Origin of the sequence: Ferruginibacter sp. (assembly GCF_014377975.1) — a bacterium.
GTDB lineage: Bacteria > Bacteroidota > Bacteroidia > Chitinophagales > Chitinophagaceae > Ferruginibacter.
Window position 1 is genome coordinate 1 of record NZ_JACMOO010000361.1, and the last position, 23093, is coordinate 23093.

17 protein-coding genes are annotated in these 23093 nt (G+C 39.7%); 6 read left to right on the plus strand and 11 right to left on the minus strand.

Annotated elements, in window-relative coordinates; all coding sequences use genetic code 11:
* The coding region (locus H7254_RS17575) for a transposase (RefSeq protein WP_301934213.1) at positions 1–303 on the plus strand (303 nt) is incomplete at its 5' end.
* 711 nt (positions 304–1014) lie between these two features.
* Here the strand turns inward: H7254_RS17575 and H7254_RS17580 are convergent.
* The gene (locus H7254_RS17580; protein ID WP_301934214.1) at positions 1015–1977 is read right to left on the minus strand and encodes a hypothetical protein; all 963 of its coding nucleotides are present in this window, start codon (positions 1975–1977) and stop codon (positions 1015–1017) included.
* A 243-nt stretch (positions 1978–2220) separates the two neighbouring features.
* Between H7254_RS17580 and H7254_RS17585 the strand changes: the two genes are divergently transcribed.
* On the plus strand, positions 2221–2700 hold the full coding sequence (locus H7254_RS17585) for a hypothetical protein (protein WP_301934215.1): 480 nt from the start codon (positions 2221–2223) through the stop codon (positions 2698–2700).
* A gap of 180 nt (positions 2701–2880) precedes the next feature.
* On the opposite strand, the gene H7254_RS17590 is transcribed toward H7254_RS17585, so the two are convergent.
* Positions 2881–4167 (minus strand): amidohydrolase family protein, encoded by a 1287-nt coding sequence (locus H7254_RS17590; protein WP_301934216.1) that lies wholly within the window; start codon positions 4165–4167, stop codon positions 2881–2883.
* 175 nt (positions 4168–4342) lie between these two features.
* Between H7254_RS17590 and H7254_RS17595 the strand changes: the two genes are divergently transcribed.
* Positions 4343–5029, plus strand: a complete 687-nt coding sequence (locus tag H7254_RS17595; protein ID WP_301934217.1) for an START domain-containing protein — start codon at positions 4343–4345, stop codon at positions 5027–5029.
* Positions 5030–5364: 335 nt separating this feature from the next.
* Here the strand turns inward: H7254_RS17595 and H7254_RS17600 are convergent, their stop codons facing one another.
* A complete protein-coding gene (locus tag H7254_RS17600; protein WP_301934218.1) occupies positions 5365–7641 on the minus strand; it encodes an aconitate hydratase in 2277 nt (758 codons plus the stop codon).
* Between the two features lie 169 nt (positions 7642–7810).
* On the opposite strand from H7254_RS17600, the gene H7254_RS17605 reads away from it, so the two are divergent.
* Entirely contained in the window at positions 7811–8032 is a 222-nt protein-coding gene (locus tag H7254_RS17605) for a PspC domain-containing protein (RefSeq protein WP_301922274.1), read from the plus strand.
* Positions 8033–8194: 162 nt separating this feature from the next.
* On the opposite strand, the gene H7254_RS17610 is transcribed toward H7254_RS17605, so the two are convergent.
* From H7254_RS17610 to atpG, 6 genes are all read right to left on the minus strand, one after another.
* Complete coding sequence (locus H7254_RS17610; protein ID WP_301934219.1) at positions 8195–8398, minus strand: hypothetical protein; 204 nt, start codon at positions 8396–8398, stop codon at positions 8195–8197.
* Between the two features lie 427 nt (positions 8399–8825).
* Complete coding sequence (locus H7254_RS17615) at positions 8826–10025, minus strand: MFS transporter (RefSeq protein ID WP_301934220.1); 1200 nt, start codon at positions 10023–10025, stop codon at positions 8826–8828.
* 313 nt (positions 10026–10338) lie between these two features.
* Positions 10339–10746 (minus strand): hypothetical protein, encoded by a 408-nt coding sequence (locus H7254_RS17620; RefSeq protein ID WP_301922272.1) that lies wholly within the window; start codon positions 10744–10746, stop codon positions 10339–10341.
* A gap of 238 nt (positions 10747–10984) precedes the next feature.
* The gene (gene lysA, locus H7254_RS17625; RefSeq protein WP_301934221.1) at positions 10985–12193 is read right to left on the minus strand and encodes a diaminopimelate decarboxylase; all 1209 of its coding nucleotides are present in this window, start codon (positions 12191–12193) and stop codon (positions 10985–10987) included.
* Positions 12194–12312: 119 nt separating this feature from the next.
* Positions 12313–13203: an SMC-Scp complex subunit ScpB gene (scpB, locus tag H7254_RS17630; RefSeq protein ID WP_301934222.1), complete on the minus strand. Its 891-nt coding sequence runs from the start codon at positions 13201–13203 to the stop codon at positions 12313–12315.
* 84 nt (positions 13204–13287) lie between these two features.
* Positions 13288–14169: an ATP synthase F1 subunit gamma gene (gene atpG, locus H7254_RS17635; RefSeq protein ID WP_301934223.1), complete on the minus strand. Its 882-nt coding sequence runs from the start codon at positions 14167–14169 to the stop codon at positions 13288–13290.
* A gap of 397 nt (positions 14170–14566) precedes the next feature.
* Between atpG and H7254_RS17640 the strand changes: the two genes are divergently transcribed.
* Both H7254_RS17640 and secA read left to right on the plus strand, forming a co-directional pair.
* Positions 14567–14917, plus strand: a complete 351-nt coding sequence (locus H7254_RS17640; protein ID WP_301934224.1) for a hypothetical protein — start codon at positions 14567–14569, stop codon at positions 14915–14917.
* A gap of 344 nt (positions 14918–15261) precedes the next feature.
* Complete coding sequence (secA, locus tag H7254_RS17645; protein WP_301934225.1) at positions 15262–18603, plus strand: preprotein translocase subunit SecA; 3342 nt, start codon at positions 15262–15264, stop codon at positions 18601–18603.
* A gap of 1426 nt (positions 18604–20029) precedes the next feature.
* Here the strand turns inward: secA and H7254_RS17650 are convergent.
* On the minus strand, positions 20030–20839 hold the full coding sequence (locus H7254_RS17650) for an OmpA family protein (protein ID WP_301934226.1): 810 nt from the start codon (positions 20837–20839) through the stop codon (positions 20030–20032).
* Complete coding sequence (locus H7254_RS17655) at positions 20797–22929, minus strand: hypothetical protein (protein ID WP_301934227.1); 2133 nt, start codon at positions 22927–22929, stop codon at positions 20797–20799. Before H7254_RS17655 ends, H7254_RS17650 begins: the two co-directional genes overlap by 43 nt.
* Between the last annotated feature and the right edge of the window lie 164 nt (positions 22930–23093).

A 23093-nucleotide genomic window follows, 5' to 3' on the forward strand; every position in this document is an offset into this window, starting at 1 on the left:
CGGTTTAAAAGCCCGGATCATTTATACTCCTATGCAGGGCTGGTACCTGATACAGATGACAGTGGCGAAACAAAAAAATCAAAAGGTATCACGCACCGTAAAAACTGCCGCTTGCGAAACGCCATTATAGAAAGCAGTTGGATCATTATCCGGCAAGATCCTGCCTTGCCGATGTTGTATAAAAATTATTGCAAGAGCATGCATAAAAATAAAGCCATCATACGCATAGCCAAACATCTTTTATCAAGAATACGTTATGTATTAAAACAACAAAAACCATATGTGCAGGCAGTATTAACATAGGAAGCACCCTGTGCGTTTTTTAAGGCATTGTTAAGCAAAGTGAAACAAGCAAAAACTCCTGTAAACCGGAGTTGGAAAACAAAGTGTATCACTTCGCCCAAACCAGCTTATCCCTTGCAAAGTTACCCGCCGGCATTGCTTTGCTCCGTTTAGACTGGTACAATAAAGTTAAACCGGTTTTGCAAAATATGTGAAAAGTTTTTTTGTACACCCACCGTTAGACGGAATTTGCAGCAACAGCGTAAAAACCTGTCGTCTGTTTTATATTAGGATACAGGTGTACATTTTTAAAAAGTTAAAAGAGACCGTGCAGCTTCCTGGTGCCAAAACACTTGTGATGTCTGTTTATAGAAGTGTACTTTTTCATATTATGGCATAGCCTAAAATCATATTGCCGTGTAAAAAATAAAATCAAAAATATTTTTAGCAGACCATGCAGCGGAAACTCAACATAGAAGTATTCCGTCCAATTAGAACTGATGTTGATTGAAAAAACAAAGTACAAAATTTATTCAAAAGCTAAATATATAATGTCATGCTGGAACTACAGTTAAATAGAGTTTGTTGTGCACGTCTGCCATACCGCAAAGTTAGCGGGTGTTGCGGTTAAATTTTTATGCACCATCGTTAACAGGCTGCCTGCTATCAACTGACGTAGGCTATTAACCTGCATCGTTTTTAATGAAACAAATAGCTGTAGGGTTAAAGCAATTAAAACCTGTAACTAACCCCTGCCTCCATGTAAAATACATTGCCGATTTTTTCGGTGGAAGTTTCCGAACGGCTGTCATGCGTAATGGTGTTGTTGGCCAATGTTCTGCTGGTTGTAATATTGGTTATATAGGTAGCTGGATTGGTGGGTATGGCCAGCGTGGGTGTTGCAAAGAACGACCATTTGCCGGCATCATAATATGCTGACAGTGACACTTCACTATCCATCAACTGCAACTTATTGGCATTGAGCGTAGTAATGGTAGTGGTTACCACTACTGTTTGATTGCCCGTATTGATAACGGTAGAATCCTGTCGTTTTTTTATTTTACCGGTTTTTAATCTCCGGTTATTTTTATACTGTTCATAATAATTGCGGGTGCTGAAATTAGCAGTTACAGCGGGCTCTATACTCCATTGTTTATTTTTACCGAAAACAAATTCATGTGACAGACCTGTGTTAAAAAATTTGTCTCCCAAACCGGGGGTAAATATATACCCGGCCCCTCCATTAAATGAAACCGCATGGGCAATGGTCCATGAAAAATCGGCATCCAGTTCTCCTTTTGTTTGCGAACGTACGGATACACTGGAACTGTTATAAAATGGTTTACTGCCGCTGATGCTGCCACTGAAATTATCAAGCAGCTCAAACTGATAGCCTGCTTCCAGTTGATACAAATCTATCCGCTGCGCATAATTGCTTACCAGGTAACTGATAGAAGCTTTTGCAAACAACCCACTCTTGTCGAAATACTCCAGCGTCGGCGTTAGATAAGGCACCTGTAAAGAATCTTTACGGCCATTGTATACACTGTTGGATAAATAACTTAACCGGGCTTTAAAATAAGAATGACGGCCGCTTTGGATAGTGTCGGCATTAGCAGCCGTTGTATCAACCTGCGCCGTAGTGTGCAGGTAACATAAAACGGCAATCAGGGTAACGGATAGTAATTTTTGCATGTAGTTAAAGTTGGTAATATAATAACGGGTTTATAATAATTAAGGCTTCCAAACGCTTTAGAGTATTTTTTTGAGTGTGGGTTTAATAACCTCACTTATTTATTTACAGGTTGAGAATATAAAGAAAATGCAGTATGGTTATCTATATAGTGACAAAAAAAATTTAGGATTGATTAAACCTTGATTACAACTCGCAGTCTGTACAAAATAACAATTATTAAATCACAAAAAAAAATTACCATTATGACCAGCAAGCTATTATTTTTTGCAACCGTTTTTACCTGTACAGCCATTAATGCTACTGCACAAAACCACAAACATGCAGGCGGCCCAAGAATGCATGAAATGCATCACGATCTGAAAGACATGAAACATGACCACAAGGACATGGCGAAAGACCGGAAGGATCTTGCTAAAGACCGAAAGGATCTCAAGAACGACAACAAAGACATTCGCAGTGACAACAAAGACATTGCCGCCGACAAAAAAGAATTAAACGAGGAAACAAAAGACCGCAACCACGACATCAAACAAAAAGACTTTAAAGATGCCAAAGCAGACGACGCTAAAATTAAGGATATAAAAAAAGATTTGAAGAAAGACAGAGCCGACAGGAACAAAGATGTAAAAGAAGCCGTAAAGGATAAAAAAGACATCAACAATGACAAGAAAGATTTAAATGAAGATAAAAAGGATTTGATAAAAGACGTGAAGGTTCATTAATTCATAAGCATTCAGCTTACCAAATTTTACAGAAAAACATTGTCCCGGTTGCCATAGGTAACCGGGATTTTTGTTTGCTGCATGCATAACCCCGGTCAGACCATGGAGCAGACCGGGGTTTGGTGTGGATTTCAATAGCTGGTCTGGTTTGCGATACCGACCAGCTAATAACTCAAAACCTTACTGTTGACTTTGCTCTTTAAATATCTTACCATCCTTCATCACAAACACTACTTTACCCATTGCGGTAATATCCTGTATCGGGTCACCGTCTACTGCAACAATATCAGCCAGTTTATCTTTTTGAATGGTACCCAGTGTAGCTTCTACACCCAGCAAAGTAGCGGCACTGATGGTGGCTGCTTTGATGGCTTCCATGGCAGGCATACCGCCTTCCGTCATGTATTGAAACTCCATCCAGTTTTTACCATGCATGTATACGCCGGCGTCCGTACCAAAGGCAATCTTTACTCCTGCTTTATAAGCTTTGGTAAAAGTTGCCTGAATTTTTGGGCCGGTTACCAGTGCCTTGGCGGTTACCAAGGGAGAATAGTAGCCAGGAATTTTTGCAGAGTCTGCGGTAGATTTACCCGCAATGATGGTGGGTACCAGCCAGGTTCCATATTTTTTAAACAATCCTATACATTCATCATCCATAAAAGTACCATGCTCAATAGAAGTAACCCCGCCACGAATCGCCCTTTTCATACCTTCGGCTCCATGGGCATGGGCAGCCACTTTAAAACCATAATCATGGGCGGTTTCTACAATGGCCCTTATTTCTTCTTCTGTAAACTGTGCGCCGCTACCGTCTTTTGCCTGGCTTAACACACCACCGGTGGCAGTAATTTTTATAAAATCAGCCCCGTCTTTATAGCGTTGCCTCACTGCCTTTCTGCAATCATCCATCCCGTTTACCACGCCGTCTATTGGGCCGGGGTCGCCACCGAAAGATCTTTTTAAACCGTTGGTTGGGTCCGCATGTCCACCCGTAGTGGCTATTGATTTTCCGGCCGTGTAAATACGGGGACCAACTGTAGTACCGTTATTGATAGCGTTGCGCAGGGATATATTTACGCCTGTTCCACCACAATCCCGCACTGTTGTAAAGCCTGCCATCAACGTTGTATAAGCATAGTTTACAGATTGAAAAGCAATGTCCTGTGGTTCGGTGGTAAGCCGGTCTGCCTGCGCATTTTTTTTAGTTTGTGTTTCCATGTGTACATGCATATCCATGAGACCGGGTAGTACGGTCTTGGTTTTTAAATCTACCAGTTTATCTTCTGCGCCGGGTGTGGCGTAGCCATCTTTTACCTCCACAATTTTGTTGCCTTCCACAATAATTGTTTTACCGGTAAGGATAGTATTGCTTACCGCATCAATTAATTTACCGCAATGGATATAGGTTTTTTGTGCGTGTGCATAGCCTGATAAAAAGAGAGCGGCTGCCACAAGGATTTTTTGCATAAACAGTTATTGAAGTGAGTAATGGGTTTAAAGCTACAATAAAATGTGTACGCACCGAACAAAAAAAACAGTACACTGTTTATCCACAAAAGAAAACATTTTACCGGCGAAACCGTATGTATAAAAAACGACAGGTGGGCCTGTTATTTATTCATCGTTACTGCACGTTTTCGATATGCTGATAAAAGCAGATAATTATAGCATCATTGTTGCCCATGCCAGGGGAAGGTTGTTGCTTATGTGGATTTGTTTACTGTTGTATGTAACCGCCTTTGCACAAAACGACTGGGTATTAAAACAGGATAAGGAGGGTATTATGGTGTATACAAAAAACCTTAATAACTCTCCCTTTAAAGCAATCAAAACGGTTTGTATTATTGATGCCACACCAGCTATTTTAACAGCGGTTTTGCTGGACATCAACAACAGCAAAGAATGGGTATACGCTACTAAAAAAGCCATATTATTAAAACAAACCTCGCCGGATGAATTATTTTATTATTCTGAAATAGACGTACCCTGGCCCATAAACAACCGGGATTTTATTGTACACCTGAAAGCATCGCAGGATGAACATACAAAAGCAGTAACCATCGTGGCTGATAATCTACCAAAGTACCTTCCCGAAAATAAAAATATCATACGGGTTCCGCAATCATACAGCAAATGGGTGATAGAACCAATGTCCAATAACAAGGTAAAGATTGAGTACATTTTGCAGGTAAATCCGGGCGGCACCGCACCGGCGTGGCTCATCAACCTTTTCGCCACCAAGGGACCTTTTGAAAGTTTTAAAAATTTACGGTTGCAGGTAAAAAAACCAGTATACCAACAAGTAAAACTTGCCTTCATCAAAAATTAAGACAACATCATTTATGGAACGCTGCCCTGTATAATACTACACTTTTTATTGCTTCACCAGCAGGAAGCGCAAGTAGTTTAATGAGGGGTTGCATTGTACATTATTATGATGCTGCTTTAATGTAGCGGCCTTGCGGGATTTATTCTTTGTTACAAAGACGACGTTGCTGTGGAGCCAGGGTATAGCCGGGTGTTTGAAAGATCATTCTTTATTTTTTGCCCGTTAGCATTTGTTATTATAGAATGCAGGTTTGATTAAAAAATTAACGCCCGTTTCTAAATGAAGCGGGCGTTATTTTTAATATTTCAAAAATGCTGTTTTACTTACAAATATTTCTATACATGTGCTGCTGCAAACTCCCTGCGGATAATATTCAGTGCACCGCCTTCTACAAACCATTCAATCTGCTGTTCATTGTAGGTATGGTTTACCAGGATGGTTTCAATGGTTCCGTCAATATGATTCAATACAAGGTGCAACGCTTTATTGGGAGCAAAAGATGTGAGCCCTTCAATATCAATGGTATCATCTTCCAGTATTTTATCGTAGTCTTCTTTATTGGCAAAAGTTAATGCCAGCATACCCTGCTTTTTCAAATTGGTTTCGTGTATGCGTGCAAATGATTTTACCAGTACAGCCCGTACCCCCAAATGGCGGGGTTCCATAGCAGCGTGTTCCCTGGAAGAACCTTCGCCATAGTTTTCATCTCCAACCACGATGGTGCCGATGCCTGCTGTCTTGTAGGCCCTTTGTGTATTAGGTACCGTACCATATTCGCCAGTGAGCTGATTTTTTACTGAGTCTGTTTTTTCGTTGTAAAAATTAACTGCACCAATCAGCATGTTGTTGCTGATATTGTCTAAATGCCCCCGGAATTTTAACCAGGGCCCTGCCATACTGATATGATCAGTGGTACATTTTCCTTTGGCCTTGATAAGCAGTTTCAATCCCTTAAGGTCAACCCCTTCCCATGCTGCAAAAGGATCTAACAATTGCAACCTTTTGCTGGTGGGCGAAACAATTACCTGCACATTCATACCATCTTCAGCCGGCTGCAGGTATCCGGCATCCTCCACATCAAAACCTTTTGGAGGCAATTCAAAACCGGTGGGCGGGTCTAACTTTACCAGCTCGCCTTTATTGTTAGTTAAGTAATCTGTTAACGGGTTAAAAGAAAGGTCGCCGGCAATGGCCATAGCGGTTACAATCTCAGGACTGCCTACAAATGCATACGTGTTGGGGTTACCATCAGCACGCTTTGCAAAGTTGCGGTTAAAGGAATGTACGATGGTATTTTTCTCGGCCTTGTCTGCCCCTACCCTTGCCCACATACCAATACACGGACCGCAGGCGTTGGCAAAAACAGTAGCGCCGATTTTATCAAATATATTTAAAAAACCATCTCTTTCAATGGTAAAACGTACCTGCTCGCTGCCCGGTGTAATGGTAAATTCTGAGTGTAGTTTTAATCCTTTATCACTTACTTGTTGGGCCAGGCTAACCGCCCTGCTGATGTCTTCGTAGGATGAGTTGGTGCAGCTACCAATTAACCCTACTTCAATTTTTGTAGGCCAGCCATTGATGGCAGCAGCTTCTTTCATTTTAGAAATAGGCGTTGCCAGATCGGGTGTAAAGGGACCATTTAAATGGGGCTCCAATACATTTAAATCAATTTCAATTACCTGGTCGAAATATAATTCCGGGTTGGCATATACTTCATCATCACCGGTAAGATGTGCAGCAATTGCATTAGCAGCAGTGGCAATTTCTGCCCTGCCGGTGGCATTTAAATAACGGCTCATACTTAAGTCGTAGCCAAACAAAGATGTGGTAGCACCTACTTCAGCACCCATATTACAGATGGTTCCTTTACCCGTACAACTCATACTGGTTGCGCCTTCTCCAAAATATTCCACTACTGCACCGGTACCGCCCTTAACGGTTAATATACCGGCTACTTTTAAAATAACATCTTTGGGCGCCGCCCAGCCGTTGAGTTTTCCGATTAGTTTAATGCCTATCAGTTTGGGCATTTTTAATTCCCAGGCAAGGCCGGCCATTACATCACAGGCATCTGCACCTCCTACGCCAATAGCAATCATTCCCAAACCGCCTGCATTTACTGTATGGCTGTCTGTACCAATCATCATACCTCCCGGGAAAGCATAATTTTCCAATACCACCTGGTGAATAATGCCTGCACCAGGTTTCCAGAAACCAATACCATATTTATTACTGACAGAAGCTAAAAAATCATACACTTCACTGCTTTCATGCACGGCTCTGTCAAGATCTGTTTTACTGTTAACTTTTGCTTCAATTAAATGATCGCAATGTACGGTAGAAGGTACGGCTACCTTGGTTCTGCCGCTTTGCATAAACTGCAGTAAAGCCATCTGAGCCGTTGCATCCTGCATGGCTACACGGTCGGGTGCAAAATCTACATAACTTTTTCCCCTGTCGAAAGCGGTGGTAGCTTCTCCCTGCCAAAGATGGGCGTACAATATTTTTTCTGTAAGGGTTAGTGGTTTGCCAACCGCTTTACGGGCTGCATCAATACGGCTGCCGAAACTGTCGTACAGTTTTTTGATCATTTCAATGTCGAAGGCCATGCTAATAGGTTTTATAATTTATTGTAAAATATGCCGGTTCGTTCATACAGAATGATTTATTTTTTGCTGTTGTACCTGCACCGGATTGCTGCGAAATTACAAAAAAGACAGCAAGCAATTTCATCAAATTAATTGCGTTTATTTAATTTTATTATTTTAAATTAGCACTATGAACCGCGTAAAACATTTTATTGAGTGGCAGGTATTTGGTGTTTGCAGCGCCATTGGCGAAAAAATGGGCATTGCCACCTCCACCATCCGCAAAAATTTTATTTATATTTCTTTCCTCACCATGGGATCTCCCATCATCATTTATCTGTTCGTTGCTTTCTGGATGAACATAAAACGTTACATCCTGAATGCCAAGCGCAATCCTTTAAGATATCGTTGACAAACAAACCTGTTTTGTTACTTAATTTTTTCTTTTTCATGATGATATTTTGCATCAATTATTCAACTATAACTTGCTGTTAAAATACCTGGCGACGACATTTAATTTTTTTTATGTGGGATGATTTTTTGGATGTGCACGTTGACAATGGAAAAGCATTTATTAAAAAATAAAAATTGCAGGATGCATTAAGGTAAAGGTTGCAGGAGTAACCTTTAATAAAACATTCATCCCTGCCAGCGCACTGAGGGTTACAAGAAATTCTGAATAAGGCAGCAAAACATTCCGGGCAGTTTTTATAAAAATAATAGCCGCATTCAATACCTGTATTTGTACCAGGCAAGCAAAGCGGGTAAACAACCCCAACACCAGCAATTTTCCACAACAAGATGTATAAATGGAATTACATGGGCCAGTAAAACCGTGAGGAGAGAACCAAAAGAAGGACTGCCTTACATGAGGCCGGTCAGTAATCCTGTATTTCGGAGAAAATCAATTCCTTTGTAACAAACAAAAGTGCCGGGGGCGATGCGTATTATGTCTACTCATTTGGGATGAGGGTAATCGCCCCATTATTTAAACCGATGACGAATGGATAACATAAATTTTAAGTTGAAAAAAAGAAATATTCTAAACGTAATACAATTTTTAATTCTTTCAAAGTAACCTTTTATTGTTTTCCAAACCAATGCGCAGTTCTTTTCAATTGGCTAATTTGAATAATCCATGATAAGATATATGTCATTTTAAATTGACAATTTTTTTTAGTACCGGTTCCTTAAAACATGCTGCATTAATAAATCTGCTCATCATATTCGAGTGCGGCAGCCTTGACTTTTTTATCAGTGAAAAACCTGTTTTTCCATGCTACTATTGCGGCCAGTAAAGCCATCACAATTAATAAGGATAAGCCTTTTGAAAGATTTGATTTTTCAGATATAAATCCTATCAATGACGGACCGGCAAGAAACCCGATTAAACCGCCTGTGGTTACCATGGCAAAGCCTTCCACGGTACTTGTACCAGGTATATTGGCGGCGGCACTAAACAGTACCGGAATAATACAGGAAGATCCGCAGCCGATTAAAATATAGCCGGTAATTGCTGCTGGCACAACCGATGCAAGCACAACTATGGTAAAACCCAACGCCGATAATAAACATCCCGCTATCACAATTTTTTTATTGCCAATGGCAGCAATCAGGCTATCGCCGTTTAATCTTCCCAGCGTCATGGCAATGGAAAATCCCGCGTAACCAAGGCTGATCATTGCTTTGGGAGCATTCAATGATTCTTTTAGATAGATGGCGCTCCAATCTGCCACGCAGCCTTCTGCCATAAACGTAACCATGCAAATAAATGAAATCCCCAGAATGGCCGGCGAAGGCAATTTAATACCCGACCTGCTGTGAATGATCTCCTGGTGAACCAATAATTGTTTTTGGTTGGCAGTAATGATGGTAAAAATTATTGTTGCTATCAGCACAATCTGCCAGCCAGCAATTACATGAAAAGAAATCAGCAATGCTGCCAAACCTGCACTTACAGCACCTCCCAGGCTGTACATCCCATGGCAGGTACTCATAAATAAACGATCGGCTTTCTTTTCCATTAAATTTACCGTGGCATTGGAAGATACGCCGTTTAAAAAACTACACAAACCATACAGGTATAAACACAACCAAAACATGGGCCGGTTAACAGAATTGATTTGCAGTATCATCAGTAAACACAATACCCGGTAGCCATTCAGCATCCACCTGCCCACAGGTATTTTACTGAATATTCTTGTAGACAACAGCATGCCGGTAATAGCACCCAGCGGAGATAATAACAATGATAAGCCCAGACTGCCATCGGTAAAATTAAGCCGTTGTTTTATGCCCGGTATAGCTGCCACCCAGGTACCAAATAAAAGACTGGAAGTAGCAAAAAGAAAGCCTACCGCCAGGGCAGGTTTGTTTTTTATAAAAGAACCAATATTTTTAATCATTTAAATAAACGGAGTTATCATCGTCCGTTATTCAAAAATAGTTTTTATTTCAGCCCGATTTTATTTACTGTTCTATTTTATTTGAATTGATAAAAATTTTTTGGTGTAAAAGCTTTTAGAAGGCTACAGTTATTTTACAAAAATGCAAGGATGCTTACTACAGTAATTATAAATAAGCAGACAGTTATATAAATACCGGGGAGATAGATATAGCTTCATAATTTTACATAAAGCTAACCAGGTATATTACTGCCGTACCAATTATTGATAGTAGTCTTTAGATTCGTATTTTCTTTATGAGAAGTAAAAATTATTAATCACTGTCTTCCATATGCAATTTCTGGTGAAGGGCACCTGCACCAATGTATAGGGCAAAACAGGCTATGGCAGTATCTTTCAGCAAACTGATGAGTGCCGATTGCTTCATCTCCATATTACCGGCATTCATATAATTGGGCAAATGAATGGTAAGTACAAATATGAATAGTAACACCGCCAGCAAATATCCTGCGGCTTTAACCAGCCTATTGGTTATAAATGCAATGGCTACCAAAATAAATGCTATGCCAACAAAATACACCCAGATAATCCCACCGGGTAAAAATTGCGGCACATAATTTAAAAGATCGTGTGGATGCAAAAAATGCTGCAAACCAAAAATGATCATTACTACAGAAAGTAAATAAATGGCTAAATGGGCTAAGACATGTGGAAGTTTCATAACAAGCAATTTTAGAATTTTAAATTACACAAATTAAAACCGGCATGCAACTATTTGGTCGTATCTTTTTCATTGAGTGATCATTATGTTTAATTTTACCGCCACTTCCTTATCAGCTTTTAAATAATTATTTTACCACACCAAACAATTATTTATAAAATAAAAAATGCAGAAAATAAGGAACAATTTGTAGAAGGTTCCTTATTTTCTGCGGTAAAATAAAATGATTTTGTACTGGTTAAATCACCTGGTTTTTCAGCAAATCTTCAAATTCATCTTTTTTGCGGATGAGTTTTGCTTTGCCATCAATGATCATTACTTCGGCAGGTTTTAAACGGGAATTAAAATTGCTGCTCATTTCAAAACCATAGGCGCCGGCATTGTAAAAAACAAGGCAATCACCTTCCCTTACTTCATTCAGTTTCCGGTCCCAGGCAAAAGTATCTGTTTCACAAATATTACCCACTACCGTATAAATCCGTTCTGCACCTTTGGGGTTACTGATATTTTCAATGTGATGATACGCATCGTACATCATCGGGCGAATGAGGTGATTAAAACCACTGTTAACACCTACAAAAACCGCTGCCGGTGTTTGTTTGATGACATTTGCTTTTACCACAAAATAACCACACTGGCTTACCAGGTATTTACCTGGCTCAAACCATACCTGCAATTTTCTGCCGGTTTCTTTTTCAAATTCAGCAAATGCCAGGGCCACTTTTTCGCCCAGTGCAGCCACATCCGTTTCTGCATCGCCGGGTTGATAAGGCACTTTAAAGCCACTGCCTAAATCAATAAATTCAAGGTGGGGGAAATGAGTAGTCAATTCAAACATCACTGCAAGTCCTTCTAAAAAAACATTGATATCTTTTATTTCGCTGCCGGTATGCATGTGAATGCCTGTTACATTTAAGTTGGTTGTTTTTACAATGCGTTCAATATGCCGCATCTGGTGAATAGATATACCAAATTTGCTGTCGATATGCCCGGTGGAAATTTTAAAATTTCCTCCTGCCATAATGTGTGGATTAAGGCGGATGCATACTGGATAAGTATTTCCAAATTTATTTCCAAACTGTTCAAGGATAGAAATGTTATCAATATTGATGTTAACACCCAATTCTTTCACCGTTACAATTTCTTCAAAATCCACGCAGTTGGGCGTGTATAAAATATCTTTCGGGTCAAAGCCTGCCATCAGTCCCAACCGCACTTCATTAATACTAACACAATCCAGGGAAGCACCGAGGGAGTGTACGTACTTTAATATATTAACATTGGTAAGTGATTTACATGCATAAAAGAAGCGGGCATTACAACCGGCAAAGCCCTTCTGTAGCTTTTTATATTGCGCTGCAATGCGTTCTGCATGATAAACGTAAACCGGAGTGCCAAATTCATTGGCCACTTCAATCAGTTGCTGGTGGGTTAAATTCTTTGCCATGTAGGATGTGCTGAGTTTTTGATTTTTACTTTTTAATTTTTATTTGTTTTGGGTACATACATAAAAAAAGGTATGAGAAACTATCTTCGTCATACCTTAATTAAATTTTATTTTTAAGATTATGATTCTGATTGTCCCGCTTTATTTTCCTTCTGCTTCTGTTCTGCCGCTAAAGAAAATACAATTTCCGTATCCCTCTTATCTTCCGCTGCAATTGCCGGTTTTCTATCTTCTGAAATTATTATTTCGTCTGTTGCTTCAGCAAAAAAACTCTCATCACTTTCTGCAACTGTCATTTCTTCTTCTACCAGCAAAAGATGATCTTCATTGACTACCTTTTCATTTTCTTCTTGTATCTCAATAATTTCAATGCTTGTTTCTTCTTTCCTTTCAGTAGTTTCCCCGGTTAAAGCTTCTCCCGTTTGCACCAGATGATTTATCACTGTTGCCTGCACCAGTTCTTCCATCAGTACTTCACTTATTTTAGGCAAATCGGCCGTACTGTTAATACCAAAATAATCCATAAAAGATTTGGACGTGGCATAAATTAATGGCTTTCCCACCGCATCTTCATTTCTGCCGGAGATGATTACCAGATCTTTTTCCAGCAATTTTTGCACTGCATAGTCGCAGTTTACTCCACGGATGGCTTCCATTTCACTTTTAGCAATAGGTTGCTTATACGCAATGATAGCAAGGGTTTCAAGCGCTGCAGTGCTCAATCTTTTTAAAAATTTATCGCCGTTTAATTGTGCTACGGTTTTATGGTATTCCTTTTTGGTTAAAAACTGCCAGCCACCTCCGCTTTGTTTTAATTCAAATGCATAAAATTCTGCACTGTATTTTTCATGTATTCCTTCAATGGCCGCATCCACCTGCCCGATGGTGGCCCTGTCTTCAATAAAACCAAGTGCATTGTTCAGCAACTCTACCAGCTCAATATTTATGAGTGGCTTATCACTTGCAAAAATCAAGGCCTCAATATGTGGTATTATTTGTGAAAGTTCCATTTGTAAATTTGAAAATAAGAAAATTGAGTAATTTGAAAATAGTGAAATCTTATTTTAAAATTGAGTAATTTTCTAATTAGGGTATTATCCGTTCAACGCTGCTGCACCACTTACAATTTCTGTTAACTCAGTTGTAATGGCAGCCTGCCTTGCCCTGTTGTAACTTATTTTTAATGATTTCAGCAATTCGTTGGCGTTGTCACTTGCTTTATCCATAGCCGTCATACGGGCACCATGTTCGCTGGCATTGCCATCGAGCACTGCTTTAAACAATTGAGTGTTTAATATTTTAGGCATCAGCTCACTGATCAACAGGTCTTTTCCCGGTTCAAAAATAAAGTCTGCATTTGTTTCACCTGCCTTTTTTTGCACCCTGCCTACCGGTAAAAACTGTTCTGCAATAAATTGCTGGGTACCTGCATTTTTAAATTCGCTGAACACCAGTTCCACTACATCTGTTTCTTTATTGGCAAAAGCCTCCATTACATATTTAGCTGCGGTTTGAACTTTATCAAAACTTAAACCGGTAAATATATCCCAGTAACTGTCTACTACTTTAAAGCCGTTTTTGGTAAAATGCTCATATCCTTTTTTACCAATGGGCAAAACGGTTACGTGGCCTTTGGCGTGCTGGGCAGGGTATTTTTCAAAAATAAGCTGACGGGTTAATTTAATCAGGTTGCTGTTATAACCACCACACAAACCCCTGTCGCTGGTAACAATAATGATCATTATTTTTTCTGCCGGTCTTGCTGTTGCCAGTGCCAGGTTTACATCATCTTCGCCATTACTAACAATATTGCTTAACATCTCCTGCAGTTTGTGTGCGTAGGGACGCATTTGTGTAATGGCATCCTGCGCACGACGTAATTTTGCTGCACTTACCATTTTCATAGCCTTGGTAATTTGCTGGGTACTTTGTACACTTTTAATCCGGGTACGTACTTCTTTTAAAGCTCCTGACATATAAACTAAATTAATTAAGTGGTTGTTTTTGGATGGCAAAGGTATGGCAAAAAACTTTACAGGAAACTGGCTTTATTAACAAATACACCACCGGTACAACCTGTTAAACTGCTTGCAAAAGCAATACAATTAAAATATGGCTGAATGCAATTACAATCCTCATCATATTTATGCAAAATTTTGATTGAGCATTTCAGAACTGTTTATCTGCATGACCTATAATTTTTCTTCCGGCTGGTTAAAGACTTCTACCGAAAGCATTCCTCATTTTTAAAAATAAGTGACTATACTTGCAAACTGTATGAAAATTCTGCTTTAGTTATTTGTACGCAGTTTTGTAGTACTGCGCTATTGAAAGACCAAACAAAATTTACTAACCAACAAACAGTATTTTATCATGGGATTAGCATTGGATCTGCTGCTTACAATACTGCTTGAATTGCCCATTATTGCGCTTTTCTTTAAACGCAAAAAAAGACCTGCGGCAGTGATGAATGCCCTGATGATTAACCTTATTTCCTGGCCGGTGGCACATATTTTAAAAATCAGTACCGAACTGAATGTGTATTTAATTGAAATGATAGTGGTAACGGGTGAAGGCATTGCCTTATGGCTGCTGACGGGCTCCACCTGGCAAAAAGGTATGATAATGTCTGTAATCGCAAATGCCGTCAGTTTTACAGTTACCAGCCTGGTGCATATTGATCCGGATATTTTTCAAAACAAGCCCACAATTATGGTACATTAATAAGTATTTGCCGCATTGGCGTACTTAGCTGTCCATCGCTTTTTTTATTACCGCAACATTAAAATTCAGAACTGCATTATTAAATAAATCATCATTTAATAAACAATAAACTACAGCTGACTTTTTTTATAACAAGCTCAAATAATAAAACAACAATACTTTACTTTCCCTAACCCGGTTCACTTTCAACGTACAACAATAAACTGTCAACAAATTTGTACCTTCGCTCGCCCCGCTTAAAATGGGCAAATGCTGTCAATTTGGCTCTTCCCGTTTTTAAGCACCATATTTGACTTTTAAATTTGACTGAATAATAATTATATATATACATAACAACAAATTTTATGATAGGTTTTTTATCGAAAATATTCGGTGGCAATAAGAGTGAGAAAGATGTAAAAAAAATTAGTCCTCAGGTTGAAATTATCAACCGTTTTTTTGCAGAATATCAATCGCTCTCCAACGATGCCCTGCGCAATAAAACCCAGGAATTTAAACAACGGATTCATCAGCACCTTCTTGAAATTGATGGGTTGATCAGCACAAAAAAAATAGATGCTGAAAATTTAGCTATTGCAGAAATCAACCAGAAAGATGTTATTTATCAGGAAATTGATGCCCTTAAAAAAGACCGGGATAAAAAAATAGAAGAAGTGCTGCAGCAGATTTTGTCGGAAGCTTTTGCTGTGGTGAAAGAAACAGCCCGTCGCTTTAAAGACAATACCACCCTTGAAAGTTCAGCCACAGAACTTGATAAAATATTGGCCGTTACAAAAAAACATATCCGCATTGAAGGCGATAAAGCCATCTTCAGCAATACCTGGACAGCCGCTGGCGGCGAAGTTACCTGGAACATGGTGCACTACGATGTACAATTAATTGGTGGGATGGTGTTGCATAGTGGAAAAATTGCAGAGATGGCTACCGGTGAAGGTAAAACGCTGGTAAGTACATTACCTGCTTACCTCAATGCATTGAGCGGCGAAGGCGTACACATTGTAACTGTAAACGATTATTTGGCAAGAAGAGATAGCGAATGGAACGGCCCCTTGTTTGAATGGCTGGGATTAACCGTTGATTGTATTGATAAACACGAACCCAACGGTGATGCAAGAAGGGCTGCCTACAACTCGGATATCATTTATGGTACCAATAATGAATTTGGATTTGATTACCTGCGGGATAATATGGTACATAACCCGGATGAAATGGTGCAGCGCAAACATCATTTTGCCATGGTGGATGAGGTGGATAGTGTTTTGATTGATGACGCACGAACACCCCTGATTATTAGCGGACCAGTTGGGCATAGCGATAATACACAACAATTTTTTGACCTGAAACCCCGCATTGAAAAACTGCTGGATGTACAGCGTAAAGCCGTGAACCAGTTTTTAATTGATGCCAGAAAAAAAATTGCCGATGGCAACGACGACCCTAAAGACGGTGGCCTGTCATTATTTAGGGCACACAGGGGTTTGCCTAAAAACGGTGCGCTTATTAAATTTTTGAGCGAGCCAGGAATAAGGGTTAAAATGCAGAAAAGTGAAAACTATTATTTGGCAGATCAGCAAAAAGAAATGCCCAGGGTAGATGAAGAACTGTACTTTCAGATTGATGAAAAAAACAACCAGGTTGATTTAACGGACAAAGGAATTAACCTCATCACCCGATCGGGCGAAGATCCTGAATTTTTTATCTTACCCGATATTGCTGTTAAATTGAGCGACATTGAAAAAGGCAGTCTAAACACTGATGAAAAATTAAAGATGAAAGAATCCTTGCTGAATGAATATTCTTTAAAGGCCGACCGAATACATACCGTACAGCAATTATTAAAGGCGTACACATTATTTGATAAGGATAAAGAATACGTGGTGCTGGATGAAGCCGTAAAAATTGTAGATGAACAAACAGGCCGTATTCTTGATGGAAGAAGATACAGTGATGGTTTGCATCAGGCAATTGAAGCAAAAGAAAATGTAAAGATTGAAGCCAGCACACAAACCTACGCCACTGTTACTTTACAAAATTATTTTAGAATGTACCACAAACTTTGTGGTATGACGGGTACTGCCGAAACAGAAGCCGCTGAGTTATGGGACATTTATAAATTAGATGTGGTAACCATCCCCACCAACCTGCCTGCTATCCGTAAAGATGAACAGGATTTGGTGTACAAAACCAAGCGTGAAAAATACAAAGCAGTTATTGATGAGATAGAACGTTTGCGGCTTGCCGGCCGGCCTTCACTGGTTGGTACAACTTCTGTAGAAATAAGTGAATTGTTAAGCAGAATGCTGAAACAAAAAAATATTCCGCACAATGTATTGAATGCAAAACAACATGCCAAGGAAGCACAGGTAGTTGCCGAAGCAGGTTTAACCGGTGCCGTAACAATTGCTACCAATATGGCAGGTCGCGGTACGGATATTAAGCTCGGGCCTGGTGTTAAAGATGCAGGCGGGCTGGCCATTGTAGGCACAGAGCGCCATGAAAGCCGTCGGGTAGACAGGCAGTTACGTGGCCGTTCGGGCAGGCAGGGAGATCCGGGTAGTACCCAGTTTTTTGCAAGCCTGGAAGATGATCTGATGCGGATGTTTGGCAGCGAAAGAATTGCCTCCATGATGGACAGGATGGGTTACAAAGAAGGTGAAGTTATACAGCATAGCATGATATCGAAATCAATTGAGCGTGCGCAAAAAAAAGTAGAAGAAAATAACTTCGGTATCCGTAAGCGTTTGCTGGAATATGATGATGTAATGAATAAGCAACGCAACGTCGTGTACAGTAAACGCAACCATGCCTTGTTTGGAGAAAGACTTGCACTGGATCTGGACAATGCCTTTTATTCTGTAGCAGATGGCCTTATCAATTCCTTCCGCGAAAGCGCCGATTTCGAAGACTTTAAATTAGCCGTGATTGTAAACTTTGGTATTGATACCAACATCACCAAAGAAGAACTGGAAAAAGGAAATATTCAACAGATAGCAGAAAAATTATACGACGAAGCTAAAACCAATTACAACCGAAAAGTAGTAGCCGTAGCAGAGCAAACTTTGCCTATTATAAAAAATATCCGTAAAGAACAGGGTAGCCATATTGAAAATGTAGCCGTACCATTTACAGATGGCCGCAAGCAAATACAGGCCCTCGCCAACCTCGACAAAACAATTGCCAGCGGAGGCAACGAATTACCCAACGCCCTCGAACGCAGCATTACCCTTGCCCTGATTGATGATTCCTGGAAAGAACATTTACGTGCCATGGACGATTTGCGCCACAGTGTGCAAACAGCAGGCTACGAGCAAAAGGATCCCTTGGTGATTTATAAAATTGAGGCCTTCAGCGCTTTTAAGCAAATGGACGATGTGGTAAACAAAGACATCGTAAGTTTCCTTTGCCATTGCGCTATCCCTACCGAGCAAACCAACCCGGCTAACATCAAAGAAGGCCGCGAACAAAAAACTGACATGAGTAAAATGCGCCAGCGAAAGGAAGAATTTGCAGGTGCATCAAGCGGTACCGGTGGACCGGAATACAGCAGCAACGAAAATGATTACAACGTTCCCTCCCCCGCCATTAAGCAGGAACCGGTTCGGGTAGAACCAAAGATCGGCAGAAACGATGCCTGCCCCTGTGGTAGCGGTAAAAAGTATAAGAACTGCCACGGCAAGGATGCGTAAAATGTATACTTTATTTATACAAGGCTAACTGTTATGGTTAGCCTTTTTTGTTTGGATTGTCCGGGCTAAGAAGCCATTTGGTACTGCATTGGCGTCGCACTCTTGTACATTTTCAGCAATACGGTGCTTCTCCCCCATTTGCCGGCTTATACCGGAATTGGTAAAATCTGTTATTGAAGATTGTCAGCCTGCTTGCCTGCCTGCCTGAATTTAAAATAACGGGGCGTATTGGGCTACAAATATATTTCTGCGCTTTTTTTTACAACAAATAGATTTAAAAGCAAGAAAAAAATCTATAAAAAAGCAGCCTATTTTAGCAATGATATATCGGTTAATCGTAAGTTTTTCTTGCGACAAAATATATTTTGAACATTAATTTTCAATAAGCATTTATAAGTTATTTGACAGCAGTTTTTCAACAGGTTTTTTGTACTAAAAAAGTAAAAAAAAACAGCAATTAACAGTCGGTTTGGCGGTTTGGTGGCGGCACGTCGGTAACTTCAACTATTAATCGCTTTCAGCTTCTTTTTGGGCGAAAGAATATCTATTGAACTTTTGTTTGTTAACTTTTACTTTTTTACATTTATTCTTCCCCAGTTCGCGGCGGATGTTTTTCAAATGCCAACACATCGCCAAGTTGCCGAACGTTGTTTGGAAAGCTGCAGTCTTAATTATTCATCAGAGTTTAACAAAAATTCTTTTTGTAAATCTGTAAAATATTTCGCAACTTAATTCCACTCACGAGTTTAAGTTAATAAATTTTTTGAAAGAATACGCTTTATAATAATGAGAAGAAATATTTTAATTTTAGTTTGTGCGTTATTATTAATTTAAGGAATTGCCAGTATAGTCAGAGAAATCGACACTGACTTCCTTAAAAGTATAACTGAATCTACAGCGTTTTACGTTGGCAAAATAACTGGCTTTCTTTTTAAAATAACCATAGGTACGGCTGGACTTATTATTTTAATTGGGAAATCTAAAAAGACAGTTTCAATTTAATTACGAAGTGTAAGTGAAGAATAAAGTATTTAGGGCAGACAATTTATTTGGCTAAAAAAATGACTTAAACAATTTTAGTTTTCGATTGGACAAAGCAGTCATTTTATAGTTTTTTGAGTTTTGGCTTCGGCAAATAGGAGAGCTATTTTATTGTCAGAAAAAAGTTTTCAATCCCAGGAAAAAAGTGAAAAGTGCTTCACTTTTTTTCACTTCATTTTCGGTTGGGCAGAAAAGCTATTTTGAAGTTTTTGTGTTTTTATTTCTAAACACCAAGAAAAAGAATTTAAAACAGAAATCCTGAATATTTGATAGCTGTGCCCGACAAAAGAACTTTATTCAGTTCGGAGACAGTTCCCAAAATGGAACTTCAAGCAATAGCCGGTTTAACGGCAGTAGGTTTACCGGAAGCGTTTTAACGTCATTATTATTTATTTATAATTTTTATAACTACTCTCCTGTTCTGGCTGCTGGCCGAACTGGAGTTACCTGCTACAGCAGGTTCAAGAAAAGATACAGAATCCGTTCTCAGGCTTGATGGAGCAACGCCTTTTTCAGCAAGGTATGCAGTTACGTTTTGCGCCCGCTTTAAGGAGAGTATTTTGTTAATTTCAGGCGAACCGGACTTATCGGTATGGCCTGTAATGGATGCCTGCAGCCCGGCTTGGTGCATTAGTATACCAGCTATATAATCCAATCTTTCCTGGTAAACAGGTTGAAGGTTGGCTTTACCAAGCTCAAACAAAATAATATCGGCCGGTATAGCAGTGTAATCGAAAGCCGCTTGTTTAACAACCGTTACTTTTTCAACGGGTGCTGTAACTGGCACAGGTACTGCTTCCGGCTCAAGGATTTCTTTTTTTGTAAGCGTAATCGTATCGCGTATACGAATGGTATCTTTTAAATACACCGTGTCTTTTATACTCCGTACAGGTACTGCTGCCAGCTGTTGGATTTGGGCGGGTGGAATAACAACTGGTAAAATAGTATTGCTAGCCCTGTTATCACGATCGTTTGTATTGACGGATCGCTGCAGTCGCTCAATATTATCTTTCAGAGATGCGGATTCGCTGACGTAATGCCGTAGTAAATCGTCCTGCTTAACTAATTGCCGCCGACGGACATCCTGCTCTGCTGCGGTAGCCGCCGAAATTTGCTGCAACTGTCTATCGTTGTTTGCGTTTAGCGCATCGTTCAACCTAATGTCAGCAACATTTGCCGAAGCGGTGTCTGCCAATCTTTTTTTTTTAAGATACTATCCACCGCCACTACATTGTCAACACTTCTTTTACTTGCTGCATAACCAGCATTTATGCGCTTCAGCGCTGAGTCGATTGTTTTTTTATTGGCCACCACCTGGCTATCCAATTGGTTTAGCATTGTTTTAGCGGCAGGATTGTACCCATGCAAACTGTCCGTGCTTTTAATGCTGTCCATTTGTAACCGCAATTGCTGCATGTCTTTCATCAAACTATCCAGTTGTTGCTTTTTAAATTGCAGGCTATCTGTTTGCAATTTTCGGAGGCTATCTGCCTGGCGTTTGTTTTGTTGTAACAGCATTCTATCTATATGCCAGTCGATTCTGTTGTTTGACAGCAGCGTATCGGCTACCAATGTTTGTGCAGCGGGCCTCTCTGCAGCACCCGGAAAACTGTTATAATAGTAATTATTATTTACAATAATAATGTTTCCCTTTACATTAGGCAGATCATAAATTTTACCTTTGGTATAGTCTATCAACAGGCGGCTGCTATCAATTTTTTGTACAAAAACCGTGTCCCTGTTTTGATTTTGATAAACCACTGGCATACGTGCAACAGTATCCATGCTATGTGTACGCGAAAATAACTTTTGAAAATAAGTGGTGGTTTTATTTGGTTTTCCGTAGGTAATGCCCACTTTTAAGCCAATAAAAATGTCAGCGGCACTCAGGTTTTTATTAAAAACCATAGTACCCAGGTTACTGCTGCCAACAAATAAAGGACCGGCACGCAACGTAACTCCCAGTGAATTTTCCCTGAAGCTGCTCCCGGCATGTTTTTCGGTAATCGTGTAAGGAAAATATACGCCAAAATGCCTAGTTTCCCATCTTGGTGTAATAGTATAAAAACCATAATTATCAAAGCGGCTGCCTTCACTGCTGCCCAGTTTAACCGGATGATAGATCATTGCGTTCAGGTATAACCCTTTTACAAATTTGATGTCCAATTGCACACTCAGGGCCGCAGGTAAATACACATTGTAACTCCGCGGATCGTTGGCATTCGCATTTACCCTTTTGGCCAAAGCAGTATCGAAAGCCTTTATAGTTTTGTAATGTGCACTGGCAATATTCCAGTTGGCAACATTGGCGCTGAATGAATTCACATTATCCGGCTTATCAAATTTAAACATTCCTGCATCCAGTAAAGACACCCCCAATTTAAAAATATATTTGTTTACATCCCTCCTTTCTACTTCATACGATTTTTCATCATCCCTGCGGATATATTTAAACTTATCCAGGTTACCCCTATATTCATACACTACTCCAGCATCAAAACCAAAAGAGGTGGCATCCGGTCTGAAACTCTTATCAAAAACCATATTAAAATCTGCATTCTTGTTATGGTTATAATTAAAATTGCCGGTGTTGAAATTAATAGAACTGTCATTGTTTACACTAAACCTGAAATCATTGCTGTTTATGTTAAGCGAAGCAATACCTGCCAGGTACTTGGCGGTAAACGCTGCCTTTATAAAATGCCGGTCGGATGAATACAAGACACGGCCATACGTAAGGCCAACCTCTACCCAGTTTAACGACTGTATAGATACGCCGGAGGCATCTATGCTGGTATTATTTAAAGGAGGATAATAAAAGCCGTTGTAGGCCATGCTGGCGAGGTCGCCGGAAATACCCCTTCCCTGTATTTTTGACCTTGATTGAATGTTAACCGCAATAGCCGATTTTTTTCCCAGTGTAGCCATAAAGCTCAGCGGCACCTGTGTTCTGTTGTTGATATTAAAAAACACTTTTTCACCGGCAGATAAACTCCTTACCGATAAATAATTTGCTTTAAAAGATTGGTAATCGGAGAAATTATTTTTGTTGAATTTCAGAATGACACTCCTGTTTATTAGAAAATAATTGTTGCTGTAATTTGTGCCTGAAGAAATGAGATTGATATCGAATTTGTACCGGCTGTCAACAATGCTGGCAGGTTGAAGCATTACACCAGTTACCCCCGCATAATTACCAGTATTTATACCTAAAAAACTTTGTGCCTGCAGGTGCAGTAAAAAAATGCACAATGACAGGGAAAGAACAAGTAATTTTTTTTTCATGCAGTTATTTTAAAAGACTTTATTGTTATTCCTTTTACGATTTCTATGCCATTGTCTTTATGCTCGCCTAACCTGTTTTACGGATGTCTTTGTTTTATTTTAAGGGAAATTTTTACCCGATATGAGCGTATTTTTCCACCTTTTGCCACCGGTACCATTCTGGG

Bases quoted from the DNA above. Each gene is read 5' to 3' on its own strand.
- H7254_RS17580 (WP_301934214.1), bottom strand. From the start codon at position 1,977: ATGCAAAAATTACTATCCGTTACCCTGATTGCCGTTTTATGTTACCTG.
- H7254_RS17585 (WP_301934215.1), top strand. From the start codon at position 2,221: ATGACCAGCAAGCTATTATTTTTTGCAACCGTTTTTACCTGTACAGCC.
- H7254_RS17590 (WP_301934216.1), bottom strand. From the start codon at position 4,167: ATGCAAAAAATCCTTGTGGCAGCCGCTCTCTTTTTATCAGGCTATGCA.
- H7254_RS17595 (WP_301934217.1), top strand. From the start codon at position 4,343: ATGCTGATAAAAGCAGATAATTATAGCATCATTGTTGCCCATGCCAGG.
- H7254_RS17600 (WP_301934218.1), bottom strand. From the start codon at position 7,641: ATGGCCTTCGACATTGAAATGATCAAAAAACTGTACGACAGTTTCGGC.
- H7254_RS17605 (WP_301922274.1), top strand. From the start codon at position 7,811: ATGAACCGCGTAAAACATTTTATTGAGTGGCAGGTATTTGGTGTTTGC.
- H7254_RS17615 (WP_301934220.1), bottom strand. From the start codon at position 10,025: ATGATTAAAAATATTGGTTCTTTTATAAAAAACAAACCTGCCCTGGCG.
- H7254_RS17620 (WP_301922272.1), bottom strand. From the start codon at position 10,746: ATGAAACTTCCACATGTCTTAGCCCATTTAGCCATTTATTTACTTTCT.
- lysA (WP_301934221.1), bottom strand. From the start codon at position 12,193: ATGGCAAAGAATTTAACCCACCAGCAACTGATTGAAGTGGCCAATGAA.
- scpB (WP_301934222.1), bottom strand. From the start codon at position 13,203: ATGGAACTTTCACAAATAATACCACATATTGAGGCCTTGATTTTTGCA.
- atpG (WP_301934223.1), bottom strand. From the start codon at position 14,169: ATGTCAGGAGCTTTAAAAGAAGTACGTACCCGGATTAAAAGTGTACAA.
- H7254_RS17640 (WP_301934224.1), top strand. From the start codon at position 14,567: ATGGGATTAGCATTGGATCTGCTGCTTACAATACTGCTTGAATTGCCC.
- secA (WP_301934225.1), top strand. From the start codon at position 15,262: ATGATAGGTTTTTTATCGAAAATATTCGGTGGCAATAAGAGTGAGAAA.
- H7254_RS17655 (WP_301934227.1), bottom strand. From the start codon at position 22,929: ATGAAAAAAAAATTACTTGTTCTTTCCCTGTCATTGTGCATTTTTTTA.